The organism is Pedobacter agri (genome assembly GCF_032678665.1).
GTDB lineage: Bacteria > Bacteroidota > Bacteroidia > Sphingobacteriales > Sphingobacteriaceae > Pedobacter > Pedobacter agri_A.
In genome coordinates this window covers 14,630-36,931 of sequence record NZ_JAVTSH010000011.1, presented here as the reverse complement: position 1 = coordinate 36,931, position 22,302 = coordinate 14,630, and the positions used below count along the sequence as shown (strand labels likewise).

The following is a 22,302-nucleotide window of genomic DNA, read 5'->3' as shown; positions in this document are numbered from 1 at the left end:
CTTATTGATTAGATGGAATAATGTTTTTATTAGCTTTAATATCGGTCCCTAAACGCTGCAGGTAGGCAATAATGGCTATAATCTCTTTATCACTGTTAACCCTGATATTGTTCTGCTTAAGTTCTGCAGCAATACCAGATGCCTGAATTTTCAAGTCTTCGATGGCCCTTTTGTCATAACCATCCGGATAAGGAACACCCAAAGTCTGCATTGCCCTGATTTTAGCTGGTGTTGTGGATACGTCAAGTTTTTGGGCTACAAGCCACGCGTAAGGAGGCATGATACTTCCCGGCGACATGGAAGCGGGATCAACCAAATGATTGTAATGCCAGGCATGAGAATACTTGCCCCCCAAACGATGCAAATCTGGCCCAGTACGTTTACTACCCCACAAAAACGGATGATCATAAACATATTCTCCGGCTTTGCTGTATTCTCCGTAGCGTTCTGTTTCTGACCGGAAAGGCCTGACCGTTTGTGTATGGCAGTTTACACAACCTTCCCGGATATATAAATCCCTTCCCTGCAGTTCTAAAGCTGAATATGGTTTTACACTTGTGATGGTTGGCACATTGGATTTGATGGTAAAAGTCGGCATCATCTCCACCATTCCGCCAATTAAAATGATGATAAGAGAAAATACCATAAACTTCAGAGGTTTACGCTCCAACACCCTGTGCCAGGCTTTATCTGCAGCAGAATGATCAACAATCTCCTTTGACAGCGACATCGCTTCTGCCGGTTCGTTCGCCACCAGTTTAGCGGCTAACATGGTTTTGGCTAAATTATAAGTCATGGCGATTACCCCAGCTAAATACAGCGCACCTCCGATTGAACGCAGCACATGCATTGGAATAATCTGCAGGGTGGTCGCCAGAAAGTTTGGATATTTCAACAATCCCTCAGGTGTAAACTCTCTCCACATTAATCCCTGGGTAAAACCTGCCCAATACATTGGAATTGCATAAAAAAGTATTCCCAATGTTCCAATCCAGAAATGAAAACCGGCCAGCTTTTTAGAGTACAGTTCAGTTTTATATATTCGTGGAATTAACCAGTACAACACGCCAAAGGTTAAAAAACCATTCCAGCCCAAAGCGCCGACATGGACGTGCGCCACAATCCAGTCAGTAAAGTGTGCTATTCCATTAATTTGTTTCAGCGATAACATTGGGCCCTCGAAAGTAGCCATTCCATAAGCAGTAAGCGCTACCACCATAAATTTTAGCGTTACATCATCACGAACCTTATCCCAGGCACCTCGCAGTGTCAGCAAGCCGTTAATCATTCCGCCCCAGCTTGGAGCAATAAGCATGATGGAAAATGCGACTCCCAGCGATTGTGCCCAACCTGGCAAGGACGTGTACAGCAAATGATGCGGACCCGCCCAGATGTAAATGAATATAAGCGACCAAAAGTGTAGAATACTCAACTTATAAGAATATACCGGACGATTCGCCATCTTCGGCAGATAGTAATACATCATGCCCAAATATGGAGTGGTCAGGAAAAAGGCAACGGCATTATGGCCATACCACCATTGAACCAATGCATCCTGAACGCCAGCATATACATAATAACTTTTAAGGAAAGTGATGGGTAATTCGAAAGAATTAACAATGTGCAGGACTGCAATCGTTACAAATGTGGCGATGTAAAACCAGATGGCCACGTACAAATGGCGTTCCCTTCTTTTGATGATCGTGCCGAACATATTGATACCAAAAACTATCCAAATTACAGTGATGGCGATATCAATTGGCCATTCCAGCTCGGCATATTCATGCGAGGTTGTAAAACCCAGTGGCAAAGTGATGGCGGCTGCAACGATAATCAATTGCCAACCCCAGAAATGGATTTTGCTCAGCACATCGCTAAACATTCTGGCTTTTAATAAACGCTGAAGCGAGTAATAAACGCCCATGAAAATTGCATTGCCTACAAATGCGAAAATTACCGCATTGGTGTGTAATGGCCTGATTCTTCCGAATGTGGTGTACTGGCTACCCATATTCATGGCGGGTTTAAACAACTGCATGGCTACCAGCAGGCCAACGGTCATCCCAACAATTCCCCACACAAGTGTGGCAATTCCGAAGTTGCGGACAATCTTGTTATCGTAAGTAAATTTTTCTAACTGCATAGAAGGAAAAGTTTTTTTTGTTTTGTAGCTCAAAGGTATCGTGCCGGTATTTTCCGGAGCATGATGGTGCTTAGTTCAAAAAGTGATCTTCTTCACTTTTTTCATCCTGTGTTTCATCATCAAAAAGGATTCTGTAACCAGGAGTATGCACATCGTCGTTTTGTCCTGTTTTGTATGCCCAAAAAAAGGCACCTAGGAAAATCAGTGCCATCAGCACACTTGAGCCCACTAAAAAATACAGAATATTCATGATGTTAGAGGTTTTGGCTGGTTGGATGGTGGTGAATTCGTTAATTGGTTAAACCTCTTTTTCTGGCAAAAAACCGGGTCGCAGAAGTGGTAAAACAGATTATCGTTATGGTGCTGATGGGCATTAAGATTGCTGCAATCAGTGGATACAACGTTCCCTGAACGGCAAAGTAAATCCCCACAAAATTATAAGCCGTGGCAATTGCAAAACTCATTTTAACCACCTTCAATCCATCTTTACTGAGTTGAATAAAATTTGGTAAATAATGTAACGCATTGCCTTTCAAAATGGCATCGCAACCCGGGGTGAAGTTATTGATGTTGTCCGTCAGGGCAATGCCGAAGTTGCTTTGTTTTAAAGCGCCTGCATCGTTCAACCCATCACCGATCATCAAAACTTTTTGACCGCCCTGTTGCAGTCCGAGAATGGTGTTTAGCTTATCGTGAGGACTTTGACGGAAGCTGATCTCTGTTGAGTCCGGAAAGATGGTATTTAACATCCATAAATCTCTGTCGGTATCCCCTGATAAAATTCGCAGCTCATATTTAGAGAGTTTTGCCATGAGCTGGCTTAAACCTGCACGCCATTGTAACGCTACATCAAAATATCCTTTATACACATGGTCAATTACAATGTGGACCCCCGATTTACCAGGACTTTCTACCGTAAATGGCAAAAGGGAAAGATGTCCGGCGTAAACACTGTGGCCATTGACCCTTGCGGTTAATCCTTTACCCAACACTTCACGGTAACCTTCGAGTTCATGAAATTCATCAACGTTTAAGTCTTGGATGATCTGCCTGCTTAAGGGATGAACAGAATTACGAAGAAGCGAGGCAATGAGCACTTTTTCCTCGTCCTTTAAAAGTCCGCTGCAGCTAATACGCGCATGCTCAGTGCTTGTTAACGTTCCGGTTTTGTCGAAAACAATGGTATTACAACCGGCTAAAGCTTCAACTGCATCCGTATTTTTTACATAAAATCCTTTTCTATCGAAAGCGGATAAAATCGCTGATAAGGTAAACGGCGTACTTAATGCTAAAACACACGGGCAAGCCACAATGATTACCGCGGTAAGTGCCGACCAGGCTTTATGGCTATCGCCTCTAAAAAGCCAGTATGCTGTTGCGGCAAAAGCAATCACAAAAACAGTAATGCTGAAGTATCTTGCGACGCTATCGTTAAAAGTTTCCCTTTCAACGGGATCCTTGTAAATATCATTGTTCCACAAACCAGTCAGATAACTTTGTGATACCGGCTTGATGACTTCAAGTTCAATGGCCGCTGTGGTTTGACGGCCACCGGCATAAATAATCTCCCCCAGGACTTTGTGGATAGGTTCAGACTCACCAGTTACAAAACTCATATCCATCCAGGCATCACCCTTCATCAAAATGGCATCAGCCGGAACGAGTTCCCCATTTCTGATCCACAAACGATCGCCGGTTTTAATCTCATTAATAGGCACCGGCTTTTCCTTTCCGTTTTCCAGGGTGGTCACGGCAATTGGAAAGTACGAGCGATAATCACGATCGAAAGAAATATGATGATAAGTACGTTGTTTTAACCATTTTCCCACCAAAAGTAAAAACACCAAACCTGTCAGGGTATCAGCGAAACCAGGCCCGGTATTTAAAATGATCTCAAATGCTGTTCTGAAAAATAACACCGTGATAATTAACGCCAGGGGTGTATCGAGGTTGATGTGTTTGTGTTTTAAACTGGTGATGGCCGAAACGAAATAATCCCGACCGCAATAAAATGTGGCAGGAATGGAAAAAGCAAGATTGAGCCAGCCGAACAGATATTGAAAATGCTTTTCTAAACCTGAAAGCCCGAAATATTCAGGAAAACTAAAAAGCATCACGTTTCCCATTAAAAAGCCGGCAACCGCAATTTTCAATACCAAAGCTTTGTCAACCGAACCACTATGCGCCTTTACAACATCCTGCAAGCTGATTAATGGTGCGTAGCCAATTTCATTCAGGATTTCAACAAGTTTTCTTAACGAAATTTCCTCATGGTTAAAACTGATGGTAACTTGTTTTTTAAGAAAATCAATTCTTGAGTTAAATATTGCTGGGTTGATTTTATAAAGATGTTCCAGTAACCAAATGCAAGAACTGCAGTGAATAGCCGGAATGTAAAAGGTCACAATACTCGAAGTTTCATGTTTATAATCTAAAAGTTGCGTGATGATATTAGGTTCATCGAGGTACTCAAGATGGCCTTCAGCTTTAGAGTGCTGCCCGGGGGTATTGTTGTATTGGTAATAATTGCAAAGGTTGTTTTCTGCCAAAATTTTATAAACCCCACGGCAACCGGCACAGCAGAATTTGCGCTCGTCAAAATTGAAACTCAGCTTCGGCAAATTTTCGCCACAATGAAAACATAATTTTTCTGCGGTTGGATTCTTTTGATCATGCATTGTTTAAATAATTAAATTGATGAACTGAATAATTGGTTTTCGACCTGTTTTGTCCATAACCGTTCATCGAAAACCATACAAACATTCCTGATATATGATTTTCCCAGGTGAGTCAACTGAATGGTATTTTTGTCAAAAACAATTAATCCATCTTCCGATAGCGGCCATAATCTATCACTGATGTGTTCAGGAATTCCATTTTTGAAGTATGTTTTCTCTCTGCACATGATCCCCAGAATATGTTTCCTGTTTTCCAAATCCTCACAGGTAAGGATATGACCTTTCTCTACCGGGATCATTCTTTCGGAAATCCTGCTCAGGTAAGCGTCCACTGTGCGGGGGTTTTGCGCAAAGCCATTCCAGCCATCACTGATGGATGAAACTCCCAGGCCAATGAGCAAATGCGTATGCTGATCGGTATAGCCCATAAAATTTCTGTGTAGCGATTTTGCCTGACTTGCCTGATACAGGGAATCGTTTTTTAACGCAAAATGATCCATTCCCACATCATGAAAACCACCATCAATTAGCATTTCCCTACCTTTTTGATACAACGCAAACTTTTCATCGCCGACAGGCAAATCCTTTTCAGTGAAATGGCGTTGACCAGGTTTCAGCCACGGTACGTGGGCATAACTATAAAACGCAATGCGGTCAGGTTTTAACTGGATCACCTTGTTAATGGTCTCTGCTAAACCTTCTACATTTTGACCAGGCAATCCATAAATCAAATCGAAATTGATGGAATTGTAACCCAACAAACGGGCATGATTGGCTACCCTGGAGACCTGTTCGGGTGTTTGAAAGCGGTTTATCATTACCTGTACCTTTGGATCAAAATCCTGAATACCCAGGCTCAGCCTTTTAAATCCAAGATTATAAAGCGTCTTTAAATGGTCGGTTGTTGTATTTGCCGGATGTGCCTCGAAAGAAAGTTGGGCATCTTTAGCAACACGTGCATTTTTTAAAATCCCCTCTATCAGCCAGGCTAAATTTGCCGCACTGAAGAATGTTGGTGTACCGCCGCCTAAGTGGAGTTCTTTAATTTTAGGTTTTGAGCCCAAAATATCACAATACATTGCCCACTCTTTCAGTAAAGCCGTGATGTATGGTCCTTCAACCCTATGATTTTTGGTAATCCTCGTATTGCAGCCACAATAAGTGCACAAACTTTCACAATAAGGCAAATGGATATAAAGGCTTATGCCTTCGTCAGCATGGGAAATGAAAGTTTCTGAGATTACCTTAGTCCATTTTGCTACGGAAAAGCTATCCTGGTCCCAATAGGGTACGGTTGGGTAACTGGTGTAGCGTGGAGCTGAAACATTATATTTTTGAATGAGTGAAGCTTCCATCATTTCAAAGCTTTAGCTACACCACAATTATTTTGACAGCAGCAGGCCTTGCCTACACATTTACCGGAGGACCATTGATCGAGGTTTTTAATTACCTGCTCCATCCGCATTCGAGGCGTTTGAGATTTTTCACTCCAGGGAACATTTGCAATTTTCATTCCGGCAATGCCAGCAGCTTCCAGATCCAGATGATCAGTTTCAAAGGAAGCAGTAGCGATATATTTCAGACCAAGCAATCTCAGCTTAGCAATCATTTCGGCAGTGAGGGCATCATTGTTAAATACCAGTAATGCTTCCTTTCCATTTGCAAAAGCAAGCGTATCAGCGGTTAAACTGTTGGCAATAATGGTGATATCATGCTTCTTGTAGTTGGCTAGCACCAACCACTCTTTTTCGTCGGATTTGATATTATATACTATAGCTTTCATACATTATTTTATGCATACAAAACTATAGTGGAACGGGTTGCCTACGCGTGAGGACGCTTAGAATAAAAAATGATTATGGTTATATTTTTCTCCCAGCAGGAATTATTAGTGTTTGATATTTCTAAGTTTTTCTATCGATAAAATATTGATGGCATTACCTGTTTTGTCAATCAATTTTTCATCTTTAAAGTCAGCCAGCATCCTGCTTACGGTTTCACTGGCCGTTCCTACCAAAGCGGCTAAGTCATCTCTGGATATCTTGATGGTACAACTGTCACTGGCATTTTTCTCAAACTTATCCGCCACCTGTACCAACGCATTGGCAACTCGTTTTCTGACTGATGAATAAGCCAGTTGTAGCATCTGTTTACCTTTATCACGCACACTCCCGGATAACAAAGAAATAAACAATTTTGATATGGCCTGATGACTGAGTAAATATTCCATAAAATCTGACTTATGGATTTGAACGATTTCAGAATCAATCAATGTTGCGGCATTGTCGGCATAAAACTCCCCATTACAAAGGGCTTCATAACCAAAGAAATCTCCATCGTTATAAAGCGCCGAAGAGAGTTCTCTTCCATCTTTAAAACGTTTATAGGTTTTGATCTGACCTTTTACAACATAATAAATATGGCTTGGTTCATCCTCCTCTACGTAAATAACCTGTTTACCAGCTATTGACCTGGATTTTCCCTTTTTTATGAATTCATCTATAATTACTTGATTATTCCCTGTTTCAGGAGTAAAATTACCTGATTGTTGTTTTTTCTTAAACCGGCTTTCAATCGCTTTAAATAACTCAATATCATCAAAAGGTTTGGTGAGATAATCGTCAGCACCCATTTCCATACCCTTTCTCATATCGGCCCTTTCAGATTTAGCAGTAATAAAAATGAACGGAATATGAGCTGTTTTTATATTTTTTCCTAACAGATAGAGTACCCCGTAACCATCTAATTCCGGCATCATAATATCACATAAAATAATATCGGGTTGATGAAGTAATGCCATCTCCACCCCAACTTTTCCGTGTTTTGCAGTGATGGGGTGATAACCTGCCAGCTCCAGTACCTCTGCTGTACCTTCGCGGATATCGTCATTATCCTCTATGATGAGTACTTTTCTATTCATTATGATAATAAAATATTTAAATCGTCTGGTTGAAGCATAATGTAAAGACGGTGCCTTTGTTTTGCTCGCTGATGCAACTTACGGTGCCGCCCATTAACCCCACGTAGCGACTGACAATATTGAGTCCCAGACCTGTACCTGGAATATCACCCGTATTGTGTGCTCTAAAAAAGGGTTCGAACAAGTTTTGTTGGTCCACTTGGGGAATACCAATCCCATTATCTTTAACCTCGAGTATTAATTTCCCATTCATTAAACGAGAATTAAACTGAATTAATGTGTCCGCACCAGAGTATTTCACCGCATTGGAAATTAAATTGATGACGCAATTCCTGAGCAAGTTAGAATCAAGAAAGACACTCGCTGTAACCCCCGAATGCTCATAAATGATGTGCTGATTCTGCTTGGTCATCATTTGCATTTCTTCTGTAATTTCTTCAGCAAAGCTTATGATATTAAACCAATTGGCTGCAGCTTCAACTTTACCTGCCTCCAACTTTTCCAGCGATAAAAAATCGTTTAAAATTGTCGTGAGGTTGTTAATGGAATTTTTAATTTTCGAGGTGTGCTTTTCAACATTTGCTCTATCCTGCTTTTCGGTGTATTTATCAATCAGCGAAGCTGACAGCTGCATGGTGCTTAATGGCGTCCTAAATTCATGTGATGCCATCGAAACAAACCTTGTTTTTAACTGATTGAGTTCTTTTTCTTTCTGAAATAGAGCCCTCATATTTTCTTTGGCCGTCTCCAGTTCTGACACCAGCTTGACCAGATCTTGAGTGCGCTCTTTGATCTTAACTTCTAATTTTTCCGTATAGCTTTTTATTTGCTCTTCGTTGGCTTTCTCCTTACTCAGGTCGTGAATAAAACCGGTGTAAATTTTACGATCACTGAATTTGACTTCGCTCACCCCCAAGCGGAATGGAAAGACAGAACCGTCTTTTCTCTGGCCGTGGACTTCTCTTCCGATGCCAATAATATGTTTCTGACCAGTATTATGGTAATTTTGAATATACCCATCGTGCCTGGCTTTATCTGGCTGAGGCATTAAAACCGAGACGTTTCTACCGACTAATTCCTCTCTTGAAAAACCAAAAAGTTCCAATGCCGCCGGATTGAGGTGCTCAATGATTCCACGATCATCTATCGTAATGATTCCATCGATGGCATTTTCAATTATCGCATCCAAAAATTTTGATCTGTCCATGTAATTTCACTCGTTTGTATATTGGAGGTAAATATAGAAATTTAGCTTGCGCTTATTAAATTATCATCAGTTGATTAAGTTTGAATCGAGATGTTTCCAGTAAATTAAAGCATTCTTTAATGTTCGGGAATGTTGAATCAGGCACCTGTTTGAAAAGATTTTTATAATATTCAATGCCTTCATTTAGCTGCATTTTAAAATTGGCAAGTTGCTTTCTTTTTTTATCAGTTAAGCTGAAAAGCTGATCTTTAATTTCTGACTGCAGGTAATTAATATATAAATTCAACTCATTGATAAAAACATGTGGCCGATGATTATCACCAAGAAGGTTTACCTTGCCATATATATGGCCTACCATATCATGAAGGGCATAGAAATTATTAAAATAGGCTAAATTCGGTCCCGGACAAATTGAAACTGCTTCACTCTCCTTAGGTTGAATCATTTCATATTTAAGGTATGCCGAAGCGCACAAACCCTCACAAAGACATACTTTTTCTGTCACCTTATCAAATTCTGCCTCATATTCAGCTATTGTTAATGCCGCAGACTTGAGCTGTTTAATTTTGAGATGCTGATATTGCCTGGAAGCTGTACAAATCGGCTCTATGGTAAATTCAGTATTGTTGCATAGATATTTTTTTGTACAAGCACTGCCAGGCCTACCTTTTTCAATTCGCTTCATTCTTTGAAAGTCTGCAGTTGAATTTTTGAAGCTATTAAAGCGTACATCAAGAGGCGAAGAATTACTGAGGTAAAAATCTTCTTCTTTAGCCGCAGCTAAGCGATCTAAAGTCCGTTGATCTACGTTAGTCACTTCGGGTACAAGCAGGAAAGGACTACCCCACCCTGTTGTGCTCAGCTGATAATGCTTTAAAAGAAAAACTTGTTCTTTCGCTGTACCAATTCCGCCCTGCACGCTAATTTTCTGAGCGGGTTTTTGATTGAGATCGATTCCCCGCTGCAACAGTACACGTTGATAAGTGGTAAACAATTCATCTAGCAACTGTATTTTTTTATTTTTAAACTCTTCCAAAATCGGACCCAGTAAATATCCCTCCGTAGCAAAAGCATGGCCGCCACAATTTAAGCCGGATTCAATTCTAAACTCGGAAACCCAAACACCTTTTTTCGCCAGAAATTTAGCTTGTATAGATGCTGATCTAAAATCACTCACCTTTAAAATAATCTTCTTTCTAAAGCGTGCATGATCATCTGGCAAAAATTCATCAAAATGTTCAATGTAGCTATATAACCTGGGATTCATTCCGGCTGAGAGAATAACAGAGGAATTTAGAGAGCTGTTCGCGAAACCTCTAAAAGCAGCCATTGCATCAGAATTTTCATCGCCCGTATAAGAGCCGTTAACAAAATTCAGTTTATCAACCTTTGCCATAATATTAACATCGGCAGCACCGATTTTCATCGCTTTCCTCAACACATTCTGGAAAATACGTTTGCTTTCACCTTCCGGATAGTCCATCATTAATTCATAACCGTGTTTCAGCGATGATGATTCAGGCAAAAGCTCAAAGTATTTACAAATTTCACTCCCAGGAGTAAAACTGGACTGTTTTAACCTATCAAATTGATCATTAATTTCTTGATTTAAAAAATTTAGATAAGCAGTTATTCGTTTTGATCTGTAGTCAGCTTCTGTTTTGGGTATTGGAAAATATTGCTGGCCACTTTGGGCCATATGGTATGCCCTCATCCGTTCAATTAAATCATCATCAACAATAGACAATGTGGACGAAATACCATAGCGGGCTACTTTTAATGGCGTGTCTATGGAGTAGCCTAAGCCAAGAACAGGGATATGAAAAGTGTGTGACATCAGTTATTTTTTGATTGCTCAAACCTACTGAAGCAACACTAAAGCTGTTAAGATCTGATTTACTTTAAAAAATGATAAGAATCATTTTTATACAGACTGAAAATTGTAAAGGTTTTTTACTCAAGTGTCAAATCAAGACAATAGATAGCCACGGGGGTAGTGCTACCTGTTTCCAGCGATTTAAGTCATCTTGGACTTATCAGAAATCTTATGCTTTTAAGTTTGACCTGCGACTAATTATGCGACAATTTTATATTTTATCAAGGTTCACATATTTGTCTCCAATAAAGAAACTGGTATAGTGCTTTCTCAAGACTGATGGCATTTTACCATCGATTTTTTTCTAATGAAAACAGCGAACTAAAACAGCAAGTAGTGGGTATGCACATGCATTTTTCAATGACTTTTTAAAAAAAAGCATTTGGAAAAAGAATTGTTAGAGGACTGGCAAGCGAATATTGAATGGATGAATTTGTATGTGACCTATAATGCCTGGCAATGATTATATCGACAGAAGGCTGTTTACGTTGTCCGCAAGCAACTCATAATCAAAAGGTTTTAACATAACCTTATCTGCAAGGATCGGAAGGGCATATATCTGGGATTCGAGCATCGCAGTAATGAGCAGTATAGGAATATGTGCGGTTTTAACAGACCTCTTTAAGCCCGCACAAAGGATTCTTCCATCACAATGATTAAGCAAAATATCCATAACGATTAGTTCCGGATGGAACTGATCAATTGTTTTTTCTAAAAGGGATGCATCTATTATCGTCTTCACATCGTGAGCTTGGTCTGTTAATTCTAGATGAATCACGTTTGCATTTCCCGGATCATTCTCGAGTACTAATATTTTAGCCATCATCACGTTTTGAGTATTCTAAATTATAAAAAATCCCCTGAAAGTTCAATATCCCATTACTGGATTTAGACGATCAGGAGAAAATATGATACTGACCATGTACATTTATTAATTAGGATGTTCATCAATGCAAACAAGGCTGTTCAAAGAACTTACTTGAGAAGGCAATAAGCATTTCCAGGAGTCGCCGATCTATTCAGGAAAACCGAAAGTGTCCAGTTATGAGCCACATTATCAATACTTATCGGGTTAATTTTAATATGCATTCAAAAGACATTATTTATAAGCTGTCTTTTCAATGTTATCATTAGTTGACTAACATTGCCAGCGAAACCTTTGACCCACTTTTGTCAACTACAGGAACTATATTAATAGCTTTCAGCGCATTGTCAACAAAACCAATGGAAAACCTCACCACATCGAGTACCTTGAACATCACCTCTGGATGATCGTTATAAAACCTGATTTTTTGTTTATTGCCATCTTTAATGACGCCACATCTAATCACACTGTTATAGGAAACTATGACTCCTGTCCTCATGAGAAATTAATTTAGTGATACATTAATTAGCGGGACCAGATAAAGATAACATAAAAACCAATAATTTAAAAATTTTAACTAGCGAGGTGCTCGTCGGGCGTCTAAAGATTCATAACCGCAGCTCACCGCATCCGAGGGAGGAGTAAACGTCATAGATGGGATTAAAACATCCCATCACCTGCAAAAAAATAGCGCTGAATTAAAATGGAAATCTGTAATCAGACCGGTTGCGACTGATAACCTTATTGTTTTCTTTTTGCATAGTGAGTCTATTATTGCATCAGCTTTCCGGACAGAATATCAAAAATATCCTGCATATACCTATATGGTTTGATTACCAAATAGTGCAAAGGCAATATCTACTTAAGACGTCTATTATATATTATTACTAAATACTTCCTTCAATTTCTTTGGATATATGCTGGTAAATGCTGTTATTCGGTAATCAAACTATACTTGAATGATGCCTGATCCTGCTTAAAGTTTCCTCTCTCATTGCCAGGTAGCTGGCTAAAAATTTGCCTTGAATTCTATCTGGATAAGGAACAGATTTACAGAACATATTATACCTGGAGGTTGCATTTGGAATTCTCGAAATTGCGGACTGATAATTCAAATCAGATAATTTCCGCCTAAGTATTTTATCAAATAAAACAACGGATTCTTTACATTGCGTTTTCAATTTTTCCAGCATTACGTAGGGCACAAATATTACCGTAGTTTTTTCAAGCGTTTGCAAGCCTATACGGTTGTGTTCAAAATAGCATTCATTGATAATATCAGAACCAAAAAGGTCCTTTTCAAATACAAATCCCAGTGTAATTTCCTTGTTTTCAAACATGCTGTATTTCCTGATCAATCCGTTGATCAAAAAAAACACACCCGAATGTCCGGCTAAGAAATCACCAAGGTCTGTATTTTTTTCAACTTCATGGATGGATGCAATGTTTTTTATCCGTTCAATAAGTTTATTAGATAAATGCTGGTGTTGCTGACAATAGGTGATTAGTGGGGATATCATCTTATTCGGGGACTATATACATCAACATAATCATTTTAAACCACATTTACAAATACTGCCACTCATAAATTTTCTATTATGACCTTTTTTTTTGAAAACCGAAAATTAAGCTTTCACATTCATAATCCAAGAATATTTAAAATTATCTTAACATAGCTTGGTACTAACTGGCAGCGGAAGCTACCGTAACATTCTTTTGCGTTATGAAAAAATTTAAAAACCTATAAACTGTCATCACCCGGCCCAAGCAGTTTTAGGATTTGGAAGCCTCCTTAAAGTGCCCATTATGAAAAGTAATTGTCTTGAAAAGGTTTCAAAAACTAGTCGCAGGTCACCATCTGACATCGATGCCTGATAGTGATTCAAATTATATCGTGTATAGAGATGATTTTACAGAATGAAATTATTAGAGAGTTTAGAAAATATTTACAAAGGAGTTAGAAAGTCTATAAGGCATATTTACGCTACAGAAAGGGTAAACAATGTGATGATTTAAAGCGACTTAATTCTGACAGCAATTAGTTCATGGATTTATTCAGGCCATGGATACTCAAAAGAAAAAACATGATATTTTTGCAGATACTGTGATAATTAGTGTGTTTACTTTTTCCTTTTCCTAATGTACAATCGAACAGGAAGCACCAATCAATGCAGCAGTTTCACCCTTTGAGGATATATATACAGGCGCAGCAATGGCCATTGTTTTTAAATAATACTTTAACTGTGGCAAAAACAGCGATGATGCCTTAGCTATATTCCCTCCAAATACCACACAATCGAATTTATGTTTTTTGTAAAGCTGCGTCAGGAAAACCCCCATGTTCATACTAAACTCATCGAACACCTGTAGTAGAGGTCCCCCCAGCTCGACATCGCAAATCAGTTCCTTAACATTGTTTACCTTTAAACCCGAGTATTTATTATAGGTTGATACAAACCATCTGGAAGAAAAAAAATCCTCACATATCCCACCCATGAACGGATAACACCAATAATCTGCATCCAAAGCCAGTCCACCCTTAGCTATTGCAGAGCCAAATCCTGTCCCCAATGTAAAACCCACAACTTCCTGATAGTCCGCGGCAGGTCCATGACTGACCTCCCCCTGCAAGAAACAGCCGGCATCGTTAATAAAATGAATTTCAGTTATACCCTCTGACAACTGAGCGCATAAAAGATCACGGACATTCATGCCATAAAGCGCATCATATTTCCCCATGCTTTTCATATAAGATATACCATTCTGATAATCAAATGGCCCAGGCATTGCGATAGCAATTTTTCCTGAATTTCCGGCAAACCGAAGGCTTTGAGTCATTACCGTACTCCACGCCTGAATAATATGGTCAGCACCTTCCGCAGAGTCAATTTTTTCTCGTTGTATAGAGCCTGCCACAATGGTGCCATCACCCGTATCCACCAATGCCGCAGTGATGTGTGATCCACCAATATCAACACCAAGAACAATATTATCGTTCATATAAAATAGGTTAGTTATTCAAATTTAATAAGCCAATTCTACCATAAAGCTCAGCAATGCAAGCTTCATCAAGTAACCATTTTGGTTTTCTTTTTGAAGTTTCGTCACTCGCCCACTTGGCCGTTAAAAAACCATACTGGTCAACAGATTTTGCCCAGGCCCTGTCTAAATCCCTAGCAACTGCCTGAATGTATTTCGGGTCATGATCTATTTTGTACAAAGCTTCATAGCCCCTAAATAAAACGGTAACAAACCATGGCAAATCGATATTAAAGGACCGTAAACCGTTTTCTGCCATGGAAAAAAACTGATAAGAACTTGCTGCAACAAATTGCGCCTCTTTCAGGTAGGCCGGATCTTTCGTAAACTCATACAGCAAAACCGCAGATTCAAGCATCGAACCCGTGTTGTAAGTATAATAAGTTGCGTTGGGTTTGCCATCCATTTTGACATCGTTATAATAAATTCCCTGGGGATTTCTTAACCTCGCCTGCATCCATTGATAAAAACGTTTCGCCCAGTTTAAATAAACCGGATCATTGCTCGCCTGGTAGAGTTTAAGCGCAGCCAGGGTAGCCATCCCATTACTACATGCTGGTTTCTGATCTTTGTGGCCTTCCAACCAATACACCCCACCATCCAGCTTTTCATCCCAGCCACTAATGATAAAATTGAAAACCTCTTTAGCTTTATTTATATTAATAGCATCTTTTGTGTTGAAATAAGCTTCAGCATAATCTATGCATACCAAAGCGTTGTCGTCGTAATATCGGTCAGATTTTTCTAACATGGCAGGGTAAGCCTGATAACCTACTGGCATACGGGTAGTATCCCGGTATTTCCAAACACCAACCGCTAAACTATCCAGATATTTTGCATATTTTTTCGTCAGATCAGGATACCTGAACAATACATTTGCAGCCGAATACATACCCGAAAATGGCCATAAAAAGCTTACTTCTTTTTCTTTGACATTTGAACCTTGAAAGTAATCCAGGTCTACCTTTTCTCCGCCAGGATAATGTTCGCTAAATAATCCTGGATTTTTTTCCAACCGATAGTTTTTCCATACCTTCTCGAAAAACAAATCAGCCCGATGTTTATAGATGCTATCCGACTGAACATTTTGGGTATAGCCTTTCCACGACAACACCATGAAGGTGATGATCAATAAGTTTTTCATGTGTTTTGGCATATCAGTTTTTAGTAAAAGACAATTTATTTACTGATTTGAAGGCGGTGGAACGCTTATGCCCCAGGACATGTTGGGTTTGTTCCCCATAATTAAAGTCAATGTGCCACCTTCTATGAGTTCATCACGATAAAGCCAGGCTTTGCTGAGCACTTTTCCGTTCCAGGTAGCAGACTGAACAAATACATTGCTTTTGCTATTGTTTTTTGCTTCGATGGTCAAACGTTTTCCATTTCCAAGGCTAACTACTGAACGATCGAACATCGGACTGCCAATCTGGAGGGTTGGTCTCGCGTCGGCCAGGCCTTTCACATCGAACAGTCCCAACGATGCCATCACATACCAGGAACCCAGCTGCCCCTGATCCTCATCCTGCCCATAACCATAACCATGAATGCTTTCTGTACCGTAAAACTCATCACAAATTGCCCTTGTCCATTTTTGAGTTAACCAAGGCGCCGCTGAATAGTTAAACAACCAGCTGATGTGCAAATTAGGTTGATTACCATGGTTGTATAATGATTGAATACCCGCAAAGGCATCAATCGTTTTTCCGCCTCCAAATGCATTTTTCTGAGAGGTTTCGAAAATGTTATTCAAACGCTCATTAAAAGTTGTTTTACCGATCTCTTGAATGAGGCCCTGAGGATTTTGTGGTACATAAAAAGTGTATTGCGTCGCATTTCCTTCCTGGAATCCACGCCAGGCTTCCAGCGGGTTAAACTGATCAATGAATTTTCCATCAGCTGTTTTAGGCCTTACCAGTTTGAGTTTTTGATCAAAGATTAACCGCCAGCCATCAGATAATTGAATAAGCTTTTTATAGTCTTCATTTTTACCCATTTTTTTTGCCATTTGCGCAGCGGCAAAAGCACTGTAACTGTATTCCAAAGTATGCGAACCTGAAAAATGTGATCCTGTTGAATCCGTTTTATCGGCCTCCAGATAAGGCACATAACCTTTGGATGTAAAACTTTTTGTATCCATTTTCCCTGAACCCACCAATCGTTTTTGATAACCTAGCTCATTGCCCAATACCGCTTTGTAAGCGAGATTCAAATCATAATCGCGGATACCTGCCTGGTAGGCTCCGGCAATAGCAAGTCCAACAAAATTGGTTCCGACGCCTGATACAAAGTTGCTGTTAGCGATGCCATCGCCAAACCAGCCACGTTCCTTATAAATTTCAAGCTGCGTATGTACAAAATCGCTGTAGTGTGATGGATAGGATAACGCCCACAGTTGCGTCAAATTCCAGAACCCTCCCCAAATGGCATCCGTATTCATAAAGTTGTAACTGAATTTGCCTTGGGCATCTTTTGGCAGTTGTCCGATGCTGCCATCATGTCGCGGGAAATTTCCGTTAACATCGCTCGCTATTCCCCTACCCAATAAGGCATGATATAGCCCGGTGTAAAACTTAGTTTTGTCGGCCTCTACTTTTCCTGAAACTTTTAATTTTCCAAGTTCGGATTTCCATTCTTGCTGGGCTGCAGCCTTCGCACTTTCAAAAGTGAGGTTGCGTGCCTCAGTTTCAAGGTTTAGTTTCGCATTTGCAACAGAGGTATAAGAAAGTCCTACTTTAATTTCGACGCTTTCGTTTTCCGAAGTTTGATAGTTTAAAAATAACCCTGCCCCTATTCCTTTAGCATATTTTTGATTCACAACCGCAGCGTCTTTACTGATTGCACCAACTTCAGCAGGCTTTTTATTCAGTGCTCCATAGAAATACATCGCTACACGACCGCCTTCATCATATGTTTTCACATATTTTGGATAAGTGATTACAAAGCCCTGAAAATGGACATCGTCAATCATTTCTACCGAAGCGTCGCTTACCGGACCGCTTTCTCCCTGCACATTTCCTATTGATAACATTATTCTGGAGCTATTGCTTTTCGGAAAGGTGTAACGATGAAATCCAACCCTTTTAGTAGCGGTAAGTTCAGCTTTGATTTTAAAATCATCGAGTATTACGGAATAATATCCAGGCTGGGCAACTTCATTTTTTCGGTCAAATGCAGAGCGATATCCGCTCCCCGCTTTTTCCAACTCACCCGGAACGGTTTTTAATGTTCCCGCAGTTGGCATAAAACTGATTCCACCCACCTGCCACTCATGGAAATGAACGAATCCTTCTATCGAATTGTGCCGGGTATCATAACCTACCGCTTCCCAGCCCTGCAAGTTACCATAGCTTCCATTGGTTGATGGGGCAAGCTTTGCCATGCCGTAAGGAACTGCTGCCGGTGTATAAAAAAACCATCTGCTGTGAGCTGTGCCAATGTTTGGATTCACATATTTTAACAAATCCTGCGCAAAGGAAGTAACGGCTGTGATAAGGAAAAGAAGAAGTATAAATATTGATTTAAAGCCTATTTTCATAATTGAAGATTCTGATTATTGGTATTTTGACAACATCGCCTGAAGGCGCTGCATCCAGGCCTGGTCAACAGTTTCCATCTCGGTAGAACGATTTTGCCCGTCGAAGCCAGCAAAAAAATAATAACCCAGGTTAGCCGTGTTCCGGTTTGCAATATTCAGGCGATTGATATTTTCCTTTGCATAAACCAGCCAATCTGGGTTTTTGTCCGCCTCGTAAAGGCGAATCATGGCCTGAGAACCCCAGGCGCACCATGCCGGATTGATCCGTGCTTCGGCGGTATTAAAAACATAACCTTTGTAAATGGCATTCCATAATGCACTGTTCATCGCCTTGCCCAGGTTTTGGGCTTTGGTTAAATAAGAAGGATCGTTCATAATTTTACTGTACAAGATAAAAGCCTCAACCATAATCGCATTATCATAGGTAAATTTTTGTGTATGCTTAATCCCCTCACCAGCTCCATCTATCTTCCAAATATACAATCCCGTATTGGCATCGAACATCTTGGCCGTTAACCAGGCATCTACCTGCCTAGCCCAATCACGGTAAACAGATTCTCCCGTTAAACTATACAATTTCAGAAACAATTGTAAGGTAAGTCCATTGGTTTGAGTGGGTTTTTCGGGTTTGAGTGTATTCCAGTAAAATCCTCCACCATACACATTATCCCAGAGCCCGCTATTGATCAACCAATCGCCACAAGCTTTAGCCTTTGCGAGATAGGCCTGTTTATCAGCACCGGTGGTAATATCATAAGCCTCCAGGTATACCATTCCACTTAAGGCATTGTCATCCACATATTTATCGCCGCCGGCACCGGTACCATCAAGGTTCACTGATGCGAAATAGCCACCCCTCAAATCCTTTTTATCCCACATGTTATCCATGAACTTGAAGGTATTGTTCATGTAAACCAAATAGCTGGTTTCCCCAGCCGCCACCATGGCTGCATCTGCATAGATCTGGCTTACATTGTACCATTCAAAACAATTATTTGATTTTGAAGTGGTGTTTGCCCTGTAGCCGTAACTTGCCGTAAGCAGGTTATTGACCGTAAAGGTATGCGTGTCTTTTGCTTGCTGCAGATAATTTACCGAAGTACCTGGAACCACCGGCGGAACAACTGGCGGTGGTGTTACAGGAACAGGATCTCCTCCCTTTTTACAGGAGACAGCAGCCAGGAGAGCGAAAATCAGGAATGTATTTTTTAGTATTTTTTTCATGGCGTAGGTGTTATCTTCCGGCATAATATACCGGAAGTGCAAAATTTACTGGGTTACAATCGTGTGGCTGTACGGACCATCAGCGCCTAAATTTACCGTTGCTTTTATGCTTTTATTATCAGCTGAAGGATTGAATTTATAGGTATTATTCCACTGATCGTTGGTTACGGAATTGAGGTAAAAATAAGACGCAGCCTGGCCAACCGGACTGACATTGTTTACGTTGCTGCTGCCCATATACTTAACACCGGAAGAAGTATGGATTGCGAATTTATACCGCTCATCTCTACCCCACGAAAACTGATAAAACACAACTGGAATAATTCCAGACTGCCAGGTACCTGCTGAAGTATAATTCAGCTGCCCGATTTCGTTTCCATAAGCCGACATATACAGGCCAACGCTTTGCACTTCACTTACCTCAATCACACTGGCTACATTGAAATCGTATTTCAGGTAATAAGCTTTTGTGCTGCCAGATACCGTAATACTTGTCGTTCCCTCTTTTATGGAAGCACCCTCAGCGAAAAATTTTCTTCCTGCCTGAGTGGATTTATCGGTAAGCATATAACTTCCTGCTTTTAGCGAAGTATAAAGTTCGAATACGCCCTCTTCCAGTTTTTTAAATTTAACCGCTTTAGATAGGTCATCGCCACCTTCACTTGCCGATCCGGTTAAATAAAGATCGGTTGGCACTTCGGCAAATCCGGCAGGGCGCTCCAGCTGAAGCGTCCTTATCTCTTGGCCAGCCTTGCTATTACTCACTTTCGAGGCAATAACGGTCCAGTTTACCTTACCCGTAGAAGAAGAGTTGATGCCACAAAGTGCCGCGATCCTGGTTAAATCTTTGTGTGAGATGGTTACTTGTGGTTGCACACCTCCGCCATCGGAAACCACTTTAAAAACCGGTTTTGAAAAATTCCCACCCTCTTTATCAAAAGCCACTTCATAAAGGATCAAGCCACCATCTTCAGGTGTTGCCGATGACCACTTAAATTGTTGCGAAGCTGCAGCATTGGAAGGCGTAAGTTTAATGGAGGCCTGATTTACGGGCAAACTTAAAGTGCCAACCGGACTGATGTTTTCATTTAGGTCACGTTCTTCCTTTTTGCAGGAAGCAACTGCAAGACATACAAGCAGCATTAAGGCGAATATTCTATTTAGATTTTTCATGACTTGATTCGTTAATAACCTGGGTTCTGTGTTAAATTTTTATTTAAGCCGATCTCACTGGAAGGCACTGCCCATAAATAGTCACGCTGTGGATTGAACTTACGTTGTTGCGTTCTGATATAACCCCCATCTACATTTTGATCGGTGGCAAATTTAGCACCATGAGCGAAGCCATTCATGGTGGTTTCAGCCACTTTCCATCGCCTGATATCATCCACTCTTAAACCTTCCATGGCCAGTTCAGCTCTGCGTTCACGGCGAATGATGTTAGTCAAATCACCTGATGGAAAACTTAAGGCTCCGGCATCAGTAAAACCAGCTCTTGAGCGAATGGTACCAATTGTTTTTGCCCAAATTGCTGCATCCATTTGCCCTAAACTATTTTTGGCTTCTGCATAAGTAAGCAGCACTTCCGCATAGCGGAACAGGTGTAAATTATTTCCGGAGACAAAACTTGATAAAGCAATAGGATCGAAATATTTACGCCAGTAATAACCAGTTGCCGAAGCACTCTGTGAGCCTGGTGAATATTCATCCAAACCAGGCTGTACCGGGTCTGACCCAGGTTTAATGTAAATGGTTTTGGTGGTGTTATTCGGATTAACCCAGCTGTATCGATCGTAAACTACTGTAGCGGTAAGTCTCGGATCGCGGTTTACATAAGGATTGCTTTCTACATAACCTGAACCTGCATCTTTAATTCCTCTTCCATTGAGCATAATATAATCATCTACCAGTTCCTGGGTGGGTGCCATGGCGCTTACCCTCCCGCCCACTGTTCTTGGTGCAAAATCCCAAAAGTTCTGCCAGGTACGTACCGTTGGCACATATTGCAGTGATAATAAACTTTCACTATTGGTTTTATTAGTAGCAGGATCGCTAAACAACGCACTGTAACTCGGCGTTAACGCGTACGTTCCATAAGTAGCCTGATTGTTGATCAGTTTTTCGCAAACCGCAACTACCTCAGCCATTTTATTGCCCTGATAAAGCAAGGTTCTCATTTGCAGGGCCAATGCGGCGCCTTTTGTAATCCTGCCATTTTCACTGACCGGAAGCTGGTCCTTACTCGGCAGGTTTGGGATAGCCGCTTCCAGCTGTGCGATGATATAGTCGCTAACTGCAGCTTTAGAAGTACGTGGAATTACCTGCGCTTCTTCAGGCGTTAGATCATGATCAGGTAGCGGCACATCGCCATACCATTTGCTCAGATTAAATAAGGCGAAAGCACGCATAAACTGGTTTTCTGCTTTCATTCTCGCAATGGCTGCCTGGGGCAAGGTTTTATTCTGGTCCACGTTTTCCAGGAAAATATTTACCGATTTGATTGTCCGGTAATAACTTGCCCAGTCTCCGGCAAATTTTGCCGCAAGCGAAGTTGCATTTCCGCTTGCGATCAGGTTTAAATCGCCTGATGGCGAATAAGCGTTATCAGAAAGTGCTTCGGGTTCAAAAAATAAACTACTGTTATAAAGCAAACTGTAGTTATTATTTAGGGCGTTGTTTACGTTAACATCCACGGTCCAGAAGGTTAAATCTGAAAACCGATCGGTGGGTGCAATATCGAGCTTTTTGCAGCCTGCAATAGTAAGCAAGGCAAAAGCTATAATTAGGTTTTTGAATGTAGATTTCATATGAG

At 40.6% G+C, this 22,302-nt stretch carries 17 protein-coding genes; all 17 read right to left on the bottom strand.

All coding sequences use genetic code 11. The features are described from left to right. Nucleotide 1: 1 nt before the first annotated feature. A complete protein-coding gene (gene ccoN / locus R2Q70_RS19740) occupies nt 2-2,143 on the bottom strand; it encodes a cytochrome-c oxidase, cbb3-type subunit I (RefSeq protein ID WP_316809269.1) in 2,142 nt (713 codons plus the stop codon). A 70-nt stretch (nt 2,144-2,213) separates the two neighbouring features. Continuing rightward, nucleotides 2,214-2,393 carry a cbb3-type cytochrome oxidase assembly protein CcoS gene (gene ccoS, locus R2Q70_RS19735; protein WP_316809268.1) on the bottom strand — a complete coding sequence of 60 codons (180 nt, stop codon included), beginning with the start codon at nt 2,391-2,393 and terminating at the stop codon, nt 2,214-2,216. 40 nt (nt 2,394-2,433) lie between these two features. Next, complete coding sequence (locus R2Q70_RS19730) at nt 2,434-4,821, bottom strand: heavy metal translocating P-type ATPase (protein ID WP_316809267.1); 2,388 nt, start codon at nt 4,819-4,821, stop codon at nt 2,434-2,436. Nucleotides 4,822-4,832: 11 nt separating this feature from the next. Beyond that, nucleotides 4,833-6,179: an oxygen-independent coproporphyrinogen III oxidase gene (gene hemN, locus R2Q70_RS19725; protein ID WP_316809266.1), complete on the bottom strand. Its 1,347-nt coding sequence runs from the start codon at nt 6,177-6,179 to the stop codon at nt 4,833-4,835. Further along, a complete protein-coding gene (locus R2Q70_RS19720; RefSeq protein WP_316809265.1) occupies nt 6,176-6,604 on the bottom strand; it encodes a lactate dehydrogenase in 429 nt (142 codons plus the stop codon). Before R2Q70_RS19720 ends, hemN begins: the two co-directional genes overlap by 4 nt. A gap of 105 nt (nt 6,605-6,709) precedes the next feature. Continuing rightward, entirely contained in the window at nt 6,710-7,741 is a 1,032-nt protein-coding gene (locus tag R2Q70_RS19715; RefSeq protein ID WP_316809264.1) for a response regulator, read from the bottom strand. A 16-nt stretch (nt 7,742-7,757) separates the two neighbouring features. Beyond that, the gene (locus tag R2Q70_RS19710) at nt 7,758-8,948 is read right to left on the bottom strand and encodes a PAS domain-containing sensor histidine kinase (protein WP_316809263.1); all 1,191 of its coding nucleotides are present in this window, start codon (nt 8,946-8,948) and stop codon (nt 7,758-7,760) included. Between the two features lie 55 nt (nt 8,949-9,003). Continuing rightward, the gene (locus tag R2Q70_RS19705; protein WP_316809262.1) at nt 9,004-10,785 is read right to left on the bottom strand and encodes a hypothetical protein; all 1,782 of its coding nucleotides are present in this window, start codon (nt 10,783-10,785) and stop codon (nt 9,004-9,006) included. A 502-nt stretch (nt 10,786-11,287) separates the two neighbouring features. Next, nucleotides 11,288-11,650, bottom strand: a complete 363-nt coding sequence (locus tag R2Q70_RS19700; RefSeq protein ID WP_316809261.1) for a response regulator transcription factor — start codon at nt 11,648-11,650, stop codon at nt 11,288-11,290. 304 nt (nt 11,651-11,954) lie between these two features. Then, nucleotides 11,955-12,188, bottom strand: a complete 234-nt coding sequence (locus R2Q70_RS19695) for a hypothetical protein (protein WP_316809260.1) — start codon at nt 12,186-12,188, stop codon at nt 11,955-11,957. Between the two features lie 445 nt (nt 12,189-12,633). Beyond that, the gene (locus R2Q70_RS19690) at nt 12,634-13,209 is read right to left on the bottom strand and encodes a hypothetical protein (protein WP_316809259.1); all 576 of its coding nucleotides are present in this window, start codon (nt 13,207-13,209) and stop codon (nt 12,634-12,636) included. Between the two features lie 616 nt (nt 13,210-13,825). Continuing rightward, nucleotides 13,826-14,689 carry an ROK family protein gene (locus tag R2Q70_RS19685; RefSeq protein WP_316809258.1) on the bottom strand — a complete coding sequence of 288 codons (864 nt, stop codon included), beginning with the start codon at nt 14,687-14,689 and terminating at the stop codon, nt 13,826-13,828. A gap of 10 nt (nt 14,690-14,699) precedes the next feature. Next, nucleotides 14,700-15,872 carry a glycoside hydrolase family 76 protein gene (locus R2Q70_RS19680; RefSeq protein WP_316809257.1) on the bottom strand — a complete coding sequence of 391 codons (1,173 nt, stop codon included), beginning with the start codon at nt 15,870-15,872 and terminating at the stop codon, nt 14,700-14,702. A gap of 39 nt (nt 15,873-15,911) precedes the next feature. Next, a complete protein-coding gene (locus R2Q70_RS19675) occupies nt 15,912-18,266 on the bottom strand; it encodes a GH92 family glycosyl hydrolase (RefSeq protein WP_316809256.1) in 2,355 nt (784 codons plus the stop codon). A gap of 15 nt (nt 18,267-18,281) precedes the next feature. Then, nucleotides 18,282-19,490 carry a glycoside hydrolase family 76 protein gene (locus R2Q70_RS19670; protein ID WP_316809255.1) on the bottom strand — a complete coding sequence of 403 codons (1,209 nt, stop codon included), beginning with the start codon at nt 19,488-19,490 and terminating at the stop codon, nt 18,282-18,284. A 45-nt stretch (nt 19,491-19,535) separates the two neighbouring features. Next, nucleotides 19,536-20,663: a SusE domain-containing protein gene (locus R2Q70_RS19665; protein ID WP_316809254.1), complete on the bottom strand. Its 1,128-nt coding sequence runs from the start codon at nt 20,661-20,663 to the stop codon at nt 19,536-19,538. Between the two features lie 11 nt (nt 20,664-20,674). Beyond that, nucleotides 20,675-22,297, bottom strand: a complete 1,623-nt coding sequence (locus R2Q70_RS19660; protein WP_316809253.1) for a RagB/SusD family nutrient uptake outer membrane protein — start codon at nt 22,295-22,297, stop codon at nt 20,675-20,677. Nucleotides 22,298-22,302 lie beyond the last annotated feature (5 nt).